This is a genomic window from Rhizobium sp. M10, from assembly GCF_002531955.1.
Taxonomy (GTDB): Bacteria; Pseudomonadota; Alphaproteobacteria; order Rhizobiales; family Rhizobiaceae; genus Rhizobium; species Rhizobium etli_C.
Map to the genome: position 1 here is coordinate 33,209 of NZ_NWTA01000033.1, position 10,607 is coordinate 43,815.

General features: G+C 62.1%; 6 protein-coding genes. 5 read left to right on the top strand and 1 reads right to left on the bottom strand.

The features are described from left to right. The first annotated feature begins 12 nt into the window (after positions 1 to 12). The 5 genes from ptsP to clpB all read left to right on the top strand — a co-directional run bounded on the left by ptsP (position 13) and on the right by clpB (position 8,148). Positions 13 to 2,280, top strand: a complete 2,268-nt coding sequence (gene ptsP, locus CO671_RS30525) for a phosphoenolpyruvate--protein phosphotransferase (RefSeq protein ID WP_097584679.1) — start codon at positions 13 to 15, stop codon at positions 2,278 to 2,280. 29 nt (positions 2,281 to 2,309) lie between these two features. Then, positions 2,310 to 3,389, top strand: a complete 1,080-nt coding sequence (gene prfA, locus CO671_RS30530) for a peptide chain release factor 1 (RefSeq protein ID WP_097608960.1) — start codon at positions 2,310 to 2,312, stop codon at positions 3,387 to 3,389. Further along, positions 3,386 to 4,246 carry a peptide chain release factor N(5)-glutamine methyltransferase gene (prmC, locus tag CO671_RS30535; RefSeq protein WP_097608961.1) on the top strand — a complete coding sequence of 287 codons (861 nt, stop codon included), beginning with the start codon at positions 3,386 to 3,388 and terminating at the stop codon, positions 4,244 to 4,246. Before prfA ends, prmC begins: the two co-directional genes overlap by 4 nt. A 343-nt stretch (positions 4,247 to 4,589) precedes the next feature. Then, positions 4,590 to 5,294: a DUF4167 domain-containing protein gene (locus tag CO671_RS30540; protein ID WP_097608962.1), complete on the top strand. Its 705-nt coding sequence runs from the start codon at positions 4,590 to 4,592 to the stop codon at positions 5,292 to 5,294. A 253-nt stretch (positions 5,295 to 5,547) separates the two neighbouring features. Beyond that, entirely contained in the window at positions 5,548 to 8,148 is a 2,601-nt protein-coding gene (clpB, locus tag CO671_RS30545; RefSeq protein ID WP_097608963.1) for an ATP-dependent chaperone ClpB, read from the top strand. 98 nt (positions 8,149 to 8,246) lie between these two features. Here the strand turns inward: clpB and CO671_RS30550 are convergent, their stop codons facing one another. Continuing rightward, positions 8,247 to 10,187: a M23 family metallopeptidase gene (locus CO671_RS30550; RefSeq protein ID WP_097608964.1), complete on the bottom strand. Its 1,941-nt coding sequence runs from the start codon at positions 10,185 to 10,187 to the stop codon at positions 8,247 to 8,249. Between the last annotated feature and the right edge of the window lie 420 nt (positions 10,188 to 10,607).

Consider the following 10,607-nt stretch of genomic DNA (forward strand, 5'->3'; position numbering starts at 1 on the left):
GCTTGAGACGTCATGAGAGACCTTTCCGGCGGTCCGCGCGTGCTGCTCAGGCGGCTGCGCGAGTTGATGGCAGAGCCGCTGGAGCCGCAGGATCGTCTTGACCGGATCGTCCGGCAGATCGCCGGCAACATGGTGGCGGAGGTCTGCTCCGTCTACGTGCTGCGCGCCGACGGCGTGCTTGAGCTCTACGCCACCGAAGGCCTCAACCGCGAGGCCGTGCACCTGGCGCAGCTGAAGATGGGGCAGGGCCTCGTCGGCACGATTGCGGCTTCAGCGCAGCCGCTCAACCTTTCCGACGCGCAGTCGCATCCGGCGTTCCGCTACCTGCCGGAGACGGGTGAAGAAATCTACCATTCCTTCCTCGGCGTGCCGATCTTGAGGACCGGGCGCTCGCTCGGCGTTCTCGTCGTGCAGAACAAGGCGAGCCGCACCTATCGCGAGGAAGAGGTGGAAGCGCTCGAGACGACGGCAATGGTGCTTGCCGAGATGATCGCCACCGGCGAGCTGAAGAAGATCACCAAGCCGGGCCTTGAACTCGACCTGACGCGCTCGGTGACCGTCGACGGCGACACCTATAATGACGGCATCGGCCTCGGCTATGTCGTGCTGCACGAGCCGCGCATCGTCGTTACCAACCTGCTCAACGAGGATGCGGAGAAGGAAATCCGGCGGCTGGCTGAAGCCATGGGTTCGCTGAGGATATCGATCGACGACATGCTGTCGCGTCGCGACGTGTCGATGGAGGGCGAGCATCGTGAGGTGCTCGAAACCTACCGGATGTTCGCGCATGACCAGGGCTGGGTGCGCAAGCTCGAGGAGGCGATCCGCAACGGCCTGACGGCGGAAGCGGCGGTCGAGAAGGTGCAGAGCGACACCAAGGCGCGGATGATGCGGTTGACCGACCCCTATCTGCGCGAACGCATGCATGATTTCGAGGATCTGGCGAACCGTCTGCTTCGGCAGTTGACCGGTTATACCGGGCGGACGACCGCGGAAGGTTTCCCCAACGACGCGGTCATCCTGGCGCGTGCCATGGGGGCAGCGGAACTGCTCGATTATCCACGCGCCAATGTGCGCGGGCTGGTGCTGGAGGAAGGGGCGGTGACGAGCCATGTGGTGATCGTCGCGCGTGCCATGGGCATTCCTGTCATCGGCCAGGCGGCGGGTGTCGTGGCGCTCGCCGAGAACGGCGATGCCGTGATCATCGACGCCGACGAGGGGCATGTGCACCTGCGGCCGATGACCGATCATCGCCGTTCCTACGAGGAAAAGGTCCGCTTCCGCGCCAGACGGCAGGAACAGTTCCGGGCACTGCGCGCCATCGAGCCGGTCACCAAGGACGGCAAGCGGATCTCGCTGATGATGAATGCCGGGCTGCTGGTCGATCTGCCGCAGCTGTCGGAATCGGGTGCAGAGGGCATCGGTCTCTTCCGCACCGAGCTGCAATTCATGATCGCCTCCACCATGCCGAAGGCGGACGAGCAGGAGCAGTTCTACCGCAATGTGATCAAACAGGCGGCCGGCCGCGTCGTCACCTTCCGCACGCTCGATATCGGTGGCGACAAGGTCGTGCCCTATTTCCGCGGCCACGAGGAGGAAAACCCCGCACTCGGCTGGCGCGCCATCCGGCTGTCGCTCGACCGGCCGGGACTGTTGCGTACTCAGCTGCGCGCCCTGCTGAAGGCGTCGGCCGATACCGAGCTGAAGCTGATGGTACCGATGGTGACCGAGGTTTCCGAGCTGAGGATGGTGCGCGAGCTCCTGCAGAAGGAAGTGCAGCATCTCTCGCGCTTCGGCCACGGGCTGCCGCGCAAGCTGCAATTCGGTGCGATGCTTGAGGTGCCGGCGCTGCTCTGGCAGCTCGACGAGCTGATGGAGGCGGTCGATTTCGTTTCGGTCGGTTCGAACGACCTCTTCCAGTTCTCGATGGCCGTCGACCGCGGCAATGCGCGTGTGTCGGACCGCTTCGATCCGCTGGGCAAGCCGTTTTTGCGCATCCTGCGCGACATCGTGCGTGGGGCGGACCGGAACAAGACGCCGGTGACGCTTTGCGGCGAACTTGCCGGCAAGCCGCTCTCGGCAATGGCGCTGCTCGGCATCGGCTTCCGCTCGATTTCGATGTCGCCGGCCTCGATCGGGCCAGTAAAAGCGATGCTGCTCGGGCTCGATGTCGGCGCGCTGGCGAAGGCGATGGATGACGTGCTGGACGACAACAGCGCGACGGTGCCGATGCGCGAGGTGCTTGCCCGCTTCGCCGAGAGCCACAATATTCCCCTTTAGGCCTATATTAAGAAGAATCGGAGTGAAGGGTGGCGAAGCTTCCCGTTGAAAAGATGCGCGAGCTGGAACGCCGTTTCGACGAGATCGAAGCGCGCATGTCGGCGGGCCCGGCTGCCGACGTCTATGTGAAGCTTGCATCCGAATATTCCGAGCTGCAGCCTGTCGTCACGAAGATCCGCGCCTACGAGAAGGCGATCGCTGAACTTGCCGATCTCGACACGCTGCTCGAAGACAAATCGGTGGATCGCGAGATGCGCGATCTTGCCGAACTCGAACTGCCCGAGGTGAAGGAGCGGATCGAGGCGCTGGAGCAGGAAATGCAGATCCTGCTTCTGCCGAAGGATGCGGCGGATGAAAAAAGCGCAATCCTGGAAATCCGCGCCGGCACCGGCGGCTCGGAAGCAGCCCTTTTTGCCGGCGATCTCTTTCGCATGTACGAGCGTTTCGCGGCCGAAAAGAGCTGGAAGGTGGAGGTGCTCTCGGCAAGCGAGGGCGAAGCCGGCGGCTACAAGGAAATCATTGCGACGATCACCGGGCGCGGCGTCTTTGCCAAACTGAAATTCGAATCCGGCGTACACCGGGTGCAGCGTGTGCCGGAAACCGAGGCGGGCGGGCGCATCCATACCTCGGCCGCGACGGTGGCGGTGCTGCCGGAGGCAGAGGAGATCGACATCGAAATCCGGCCGGAAGATATCCGCATCGACACGATGCGCTCCTCCGGTGCCGGCGGCCAGCACGTCAATACGACGGACTCGGCGGTGCGCATCACCCACCTGCCGAGCGGCATCGTCGTCACCAGCTCGGAAAAATCGCAGCATCAGAACCGCGCCAAGGCGATGCAGGTGCTGCGTTCCAGGCTCTACGATGCCGAGCGGCAGCGGGCCGACAGCGAACGCTCGGCCGACCGCAAGAGCCAGGTCGGCTCCGGCGATCGCTCGGAACGCATCCGCACCTATAATTTCCCGCAGGGACGCGTGACGGACCATCGCATCAATCTGACGCTCTATAAGCTCGACCGGATGATGGAGGGTGAAATCGAGGAGGTCGTCGATGCGTTGATGGCCGACTATCAGGCAAGCCAGCTGGCGCAGCTCGGCGAGCAGCTATGAGCCGGACGGTCGCCGATATGCTTGCCGAAGCGCGCCGTCGCTTCACGGAGGCAGGCATCGCCGATCCGGCAACCGATGCGCGCCTGCTTGTCGCGGGCCTTCTGAAACAGTCATCGACCGAACTGTTGACGCGATCGGCCGAGAAGCTTTCTGCTGATCAGATCGCGGTGATTTCCAAGGCGCTGGAGCGGCGGCTCGGCCATGAGCCGGTGCATCGCATTCTTGGCGAGCGGGAATTTTACGGCCTGGCGCTACAGCTTTCGGCGGAGACCTTGGAGCCGCGGCCGGATACGGAAATTCTGGTCGATACGGTGCTTCCCTATCTCAAGGACCTTGCAAAGGTCCACGGCCATCTCCATATTCTTGACATCGGAACAGGGACCGGGGCGATATGCCTTGCGCTGTTGAGCGAGTGTCTTGAGGCTTCAGGCATCGGCAGCGACATATCGGCGGATGCCCTTGGAACGGCAAGATCAAACGCAGAAAGAAACGGGTTGCAGGATCGCTTTCAGGCCGTACGGTCGAAATGGTTCGAGAAGATCCAGGGCTCATTTCACGCGATTGTCTCAAATCCGCCCTATATTGCCTCCAATGTCATTCACGATCTCGCTCCCGAAGTGACGAAATTTGATCCGGTTGCGGCTCTGGATGGCGGCCCGGATGGGCTTGACGCCTATAAAGCCATAGCCAAGGATGCGGCAAGGTTCATGAGGCCCGATGGGGTTCTTGGACTGGAAATCGGCTACGATCAGCGAAACGATGTGACGGCGATCTTCGAAGCGAAAGGCTTCAGCTGCCTCAAATCCGTGAAAGATTATGGTCAGAATGACAGGGCGCTCATGTTCGCGCTCGCGTAAAAGGCGATAATTGCGGCATTGGACGGGACATTATTGTTATTGCGAAGAAAAGGCTTGGATTTCCCAGGGAAGCAATATAGGTTGCGGACACGTGTTGGGCAGATAGGAATGAACGAGATTCGTTCGGTACTTGGTTTGCCTCGGGGGTCCGCTCTTTTAAACGAGAGTTTCAACGGTTGAACACGACCCAACGCGTGAATCAGTCAAACTGACTTGAGAACCAAGCGGCAGGTCGGCGCAGAGGCGCAGTATGCTCGCGGCACAAAGGTCCTGACCCGGTTTTCCGGTCATGGCGGTTGGTGCCATGTATCCATCACAAACAGAGAATTCAGGTGAACGATCTATGAGGCCAGGACAGCAAAACAAGCGCGGTCGAGGGCGTGGTAATAACAATAACAATGGCGGCGGCGGAAATAACAACAACAACAATTTCAACCGCAAGGGCGGTAACCCGCTGACCCGGACCTATGACAGCTCCGGCCCCGATGTGAAGATTCGCGGCACCGCCCAGCATATTGCCGAGAAGTATGCGCAGCTTGCCCGTGATGCCCAGAGCTCCGGCGACCGCGTGATGGCCGAGAACTATCTTCAGCACGCCGAACATTACAATCGGATCATCGCCAGCGCTCAGGCGCAGATGCAGGAGCGTTTCCAGCGCGACGATCGCGGCGACTACAATGACCGCGACGCGGCGGATCGCGACAGCGACGATATTGATAACAACGACAATGACGGCGATGATGTCGTTGTCGTCCAGCCGCCGCAGAGCAGGCAGCCGCAGGCACAGCCGCAGCCGGCTCCCGCTCCGGCACCTCAGCCCGAGGTCATCGATGGAACCGGCCCGCAGCCGGAGATCGAAGGCATTCCTGCCGAGGTCGCCATGGACGAGGAAGGTTCCGCCGGCCAGCCGCGCGAACGCCAGCCCCGCCGCCGCAGCGCCGGCAACCGTCCCCGTCGCCCGCGTCGTGGCGCAGAAGGCGACGCAGCCCCGGAAGGCGAGGGCGCTTCCGCCGAGGCGCCTGTTCTGGCGGACGCCACATCGGAGTGAAGGATTTCGCCTTTCCTTAGGGAAGAGGCGGGACGTTCATACCATCTGCCCGGATTTGCTTGAAAATCCCCGGCCCTGTGCCGGGGATTTTCATTTTACGGGCTCTTTAAACTCCTGGAACAGGCTACCATATTCTCCTCGAACTGCTTCGCCCAAATCGAGAGACGGGCAAGCGCGGCCTGCCTTTTCAGGGGGTCGATCTCAATCATCGGTCTGCGCCTCGTAAGGGCAGGGCGATCCATGGAGGTGGAATATGAATATCGAGAAATATTCGGAGCGGGTGCGCGGCTTCATCCAGTCGGCGCAGACCTATGCGCTGGCGCAGGGGCATCAGCAATTTTCGCCCGAGCATGTGCTGAAAGTCCTGCTCGACGACGATCAGGGCATGGCGGCGTCGCTTATCGAGCGCGCCGGCGGCGATCCCAAGGTTGCCCGCCTTGCCAATGACGCCGCCCTTGCCAAAATGCCGAAGATCTCAGGCGGCAACGGCAACATCTATCTGGCGCAGCCGCTTGCCAAGGTGCTTTCGACCGCCGAAGAGGCGGCAAAGAAGGCCGGCGACAGCTTCGTGACGGTGGAACGCCTGCTGCAGGCGCTGGCGATCGAATCCTCGGCGTCGACCTTTTCGACGCTGAAGAATGCCGGCGTCACGGCTCAGGGCCTCAATCAGGTCATCAACGATATCCGCAAAGGTCGGACGGCCGATTCCTCCAACGCCGAGCAGGGCTTCGATTCCCTGAAGAAATTCGCGCGTGATCTGACCAGCGAGGCTCGCGAGGGCAAGCTCGATCCGGTCATCGGCCGCGACGACGAGATTCGCCGCACCATCCAGGTCCTGTCGCGGCGCACCAAGAACAACCCGGTGCTGATCGGCGAGCCCGGCGTCGGTAAGACGGCGATCGTCGAAGGGCTGGCGCTGCGTATCGTCAACGGCGACGTGCCGGAATCGCTCAAGGACAAGAAGCTGATGGCGCTCGACATGGGCGCGCTGATTGCCGGCGCGAAATATCGCGGCGAATTCGAAGAGCGGCTGAAGGCCGTGCTCAACGAAGTGCAGGCGGAAAACGGCGAGATCATCCTGTTCATCGACGAGATGCACACGCTGGTCGGCGCCGGCAAGGCCGATGGGGCAATGGATGCCTCCAACCTGCTGAAGCCTGCTCTTGCCCGCGGCGAACTGCATTGCGTCGGCGCGACCACGCTCGACGAATATCGCAAACATGTCGAGAAGGATCCGGCGCTCGCCCGTCGCTTCCAGCCCGTCGTCGTCGACGAGCCGACGGTCGAAGATACGATCTCGATCCTGCGCGGCCTCAAGGAAAAATACGAGCAGCATCACAAGGTGCGCATTGCCGATGCGGCGCTTGTCGCCGCCGCGACACTGTCCAACCGTTACATCACCGACCGTTTCCTGCCCGACAAGGCGATCGATCTGATGGATGAGGCGGCAGCGCGGCTGCGCATGCAGGTGGATTCCAAGCCGGAGGAGCTCGACGAGCTCGACCGCCGCATCATCCAACTGAAAATCGAGCGCGAGGCGCTGAAGAAGGAAACCGACGTCGCTTCCGCCGATCGGTTGAAGCGGCTGGAGACCGAACTGACCACTCTTGAAGAGGAAGCCGATGCGCTGACGGCCCGCTGGCAGGCGGAAAAGCAGAAGCTCGGCCTTGCCGCCGATCTCAAGAAGCAGCTCGACGATGCCCGCAACGAACTGGCGATTGCTCAGCGCAAGGGGGAGTTTCAGCGCGCCGGCGAGCTGACCTATGGCGTCATTCCGGATCTCGAAAAGCAGCTCGTCGAAGCCGAGAAGCAGGATGGCGAGCGCGGCGCGATGGTCCAGGAGGTGGTGATCCCCGACAACATCGCCCATGTCGTGTCCCGCTGGACCGGCATCCCGGTCGACAAGATGCTGGAGGGCGAACGCGACAAGCTGCTTCGGATGGAAGACGAGCTGGGGAAATCGGTGATCGGCCAGGGCGATGCGGTTCAGGCAGTGTCGCGCGCGGTCCGCCGCGCCCGCGCCGGTCTGCAGGATCCGAACCGGCCGATCGGCTCGTTCATCTTCCTCGGCCCGACCGGCGTCGGCAAGACGGAGCTCACCAAGGCGCTCGCCCGCTTCCTGTTCGACGACGAAACGGCGATGGTGCGCATGGACATGTCGGAATATATGGAGAAACACTCCGTTGCCCGGCTGATCGGCGCGCCTCCCGGCTATGTCGGTTATGACGAAGGCGGAGCGCTGACGGAAGCGGTGCGCCGCAGGCCTTATCAGGTCGTGCTGTTCGACGAGATCGAGAAGGCGCATCCCGACGTCTTCAACATCCTGCTGCAGGTACTGGACGACGGACGCCTCACCGACGGCCAGGGCCGGACGGTCGATTTCCGCAACACGATGATCATCATGACCTCGAACCTCGGCGCCGAGTATCTGACGCAGCTTAGGGACGGCGACGACAGCGACACGGTTCGCGAACAGGTGATGGAGGTCGTGCGCGGGCATTTCCGGCCGGAATTCCTGAACCGTATCGACGAGATCATCCTCTTCCACCGCCTGAAGCGCGAGGAGATGGGCGCGATCGTCGATATCCAGCTGAAGCGGCTGGTGGCTCTGCTGTCGGAGCGTAAGATCGTCATCGATCTCGATGAGGACGCCCGCCACTGGCTGGCGAACAAGGGGTATGACCCGGTCTACGGCGCAAGGCCGCTGAAGCGGGTGATCCAGAAATTCGTGCAGGATCCGCTGGCCGAGCAGATTCTGTCCGGCCAGGTGCCGGATGGATCGACGGTGAAGGTGACAAGCGGTTCGGACCGGCTGCAGTTCCGGACACGGCAGACGGTCAGCGAAGCGGCATAGGCGAGCCGTCGGATGAATGAGAAATGGCGGCCTTGGCCGCCATTTTTTGTGGGCCGAGACGCCCCGGCAGTTCATCAGCCTGCCGGCTGCGGCGGCGATTACTTGCTCGCCACCTGATCCGGTGTCTGGTTGTTCAACAGCGTATCGATGCGCTTGCGCTCATCCTCGAATTTTGCCAGCGCCTCGCCCTGCAGGGATTTGCCGCCCGGCAGGCGAATGCGCAGGGGATCGACCTTGGTGCCGTTGACGATCAGCTCGTAATGCAGATGCGGGCCGGTGGATTCGCCCGTCGTGCCGACCCAGCCGATCACCTGGCCCTGGCGGATCTTGGCGCCGGGCACGACGCCCTTGGCGATGGCGCTCTGGTGATTGTAGGAGGATTCGTAACCGTTCGCATGGCGAATGATCGTCTGGTTGCCATAGCCACCGGAATCCCAGCCGGCTTTCTCGACCGTGCCGTTGCCGGCAGCGATGATCGCCGTGCCGCGGGGGGCCGCCCAATCGACGCCGGTATGCATGCGGGCAAAACCGAGGATTGGGTGCCGGCGCATGCCGAAGCCGGATTTGAAGATGCCGTTCGGAACCGGGTTGCGCAGCAGGAACTGGCGGATGCTCTTGCCGTTCTCGTCGAAATAATCGACCGTGCCGTCCTCGGGATCCTGGAAGCGGTAGAAGCGCGTCTGCGTGTCGCCGAAACGGGCGTTGACGTAGAGCAGTTCGGAATCCTCGGTTGCCTGGCCGGCACTGTCGGCGACGGAGAAGAAGGCCTCGAGCGTATCCGTCGGTCTCAGCTGCGCCTGGAAATCGACATTGCTGGCGAGCAGCTTGATGATCAGCGCGGTCATATCCTTGGTCATGCCGTAGGAAAGGGCGGCGCGAAAGATGCCGTCATAGACGCGCGGCAGGTTCTGGCCGGGCGCCGGCGCGAAGGAATTGTCATCAAAGGCTGTGGCGATGGCGTCCAGCATCGGCGGCTCGCTGCCGGACACATATTTGCCCTTGTCGTCGAGAGCCACGGTGACCAGATGGCGCGTGCCGCGATAGACGCTGGCCCGGATGATCTTTGCCTGTTCGCCCTTCTGGATGATGCCGATCCGCAGCACGTCGCCTTTTTCGAGGTCGCTGGCTCCCAACTGCTGGGCAATGATGCCGGCAATGCCATCGGCATATTGCTGCGGATAACCGGAATCTGTCAGCGCCTTGGCGATGGGTGCATCGACGCGCACCGGCAGGATGTCGTCGGCGAATTCTTCGGTCTGCGGCGTGATCGATTCCGGTGCGGAGACCGTCATGTTCTGCTCGAGCACGCGGGCGGAGAGACCCGCGGTCAGGTCGACATCGGCATCCTCGTTGGAGAAACGACGCGGGTCGACGTAATAAAGCGCTGCGAGCTGTGTGTTGCCGTCGGTCAGCACGGAACCGTTGGAGCGCACATTTTCTTCGACCTCCTCGAGTGACAGGCCGGAGGCCATCTTCATACCGGTCTTGCCGGTCGGGAAGGCAATGGTTTTCAGGCTGACTTCGGATTCAACGTCGGAGCCATAAAGCGCGCCGGTGCGGCTTTGCGGGGCAGGCTGGGGCTCGTCGGCGGAGAAGATCGCCAGGGGATCGAAATCGGGATAGTCCTCGGTCGCGACATGGTTGGCGGCCAGCGTCATCTTCACATGCGCGAAGGGCTGGCGGCGCACGACCTCTTTTTCACCGTCGTGGACGACGGTCGAAACTTCCATGATCGCCCGGTCGGACGGTTTTGCGGCGATGGCGGGTGCGATTAGCCGGCCGCCGCGGACGACGGTCGTATCCACATGCGCGTCTGCGGCAGCACTCGCATAGGCTTCGGCAGGGATCGCCAGCTGCTGGCGGCCATCAAGCGCGGCGAACAGGGCGACGCCCATCAGGACGGAAGAGGTAATGCCGGTGAGGAACGTGCCCGAGAGCCAGCGCAGGGAAACCTCGCGACGGTCGGGAGCGCGCCTGCCGTCGGCCAGAAGCGGAGGCTCGTTGCCCAACGAGCGGATCATCATTTTCTCCGTCATCATGGCAGTCGGGTCCGCGTCCTTGCATTTGACGTCTCTGGGAGCATTTCTTGACCATCCTGGCTGGGGCGAAAGATGTGCATATTTTAGGCATGGAAGTCAAATCACGCAGAGAAGGGCAGTTTGCCCGCCTTTGCCTGTGTGAATCGTGTGTCTGTTATGACCAGCAGATTGTGATGATGTCGGGGCGCGGGAGACGTAAGAGCGTTCTTTCTGGTGAAAAGTCGAAGAATGTTCACTTCTCCCGCTCCGTGAGGCCGGTCGGAATCCGGGAAACGACAGCATCTGCGCGCCGTTCGAAATTTCATCTGTAAAAACAATCGCTTGAAAGAAAGATGATTTTTTTCGAAAAGCGCTGTTGACTTGGAAAAGGGGTTGGTTCTATAAGCCCACTCACTGAACGAGGGCGGCGGCGCTGCTGGC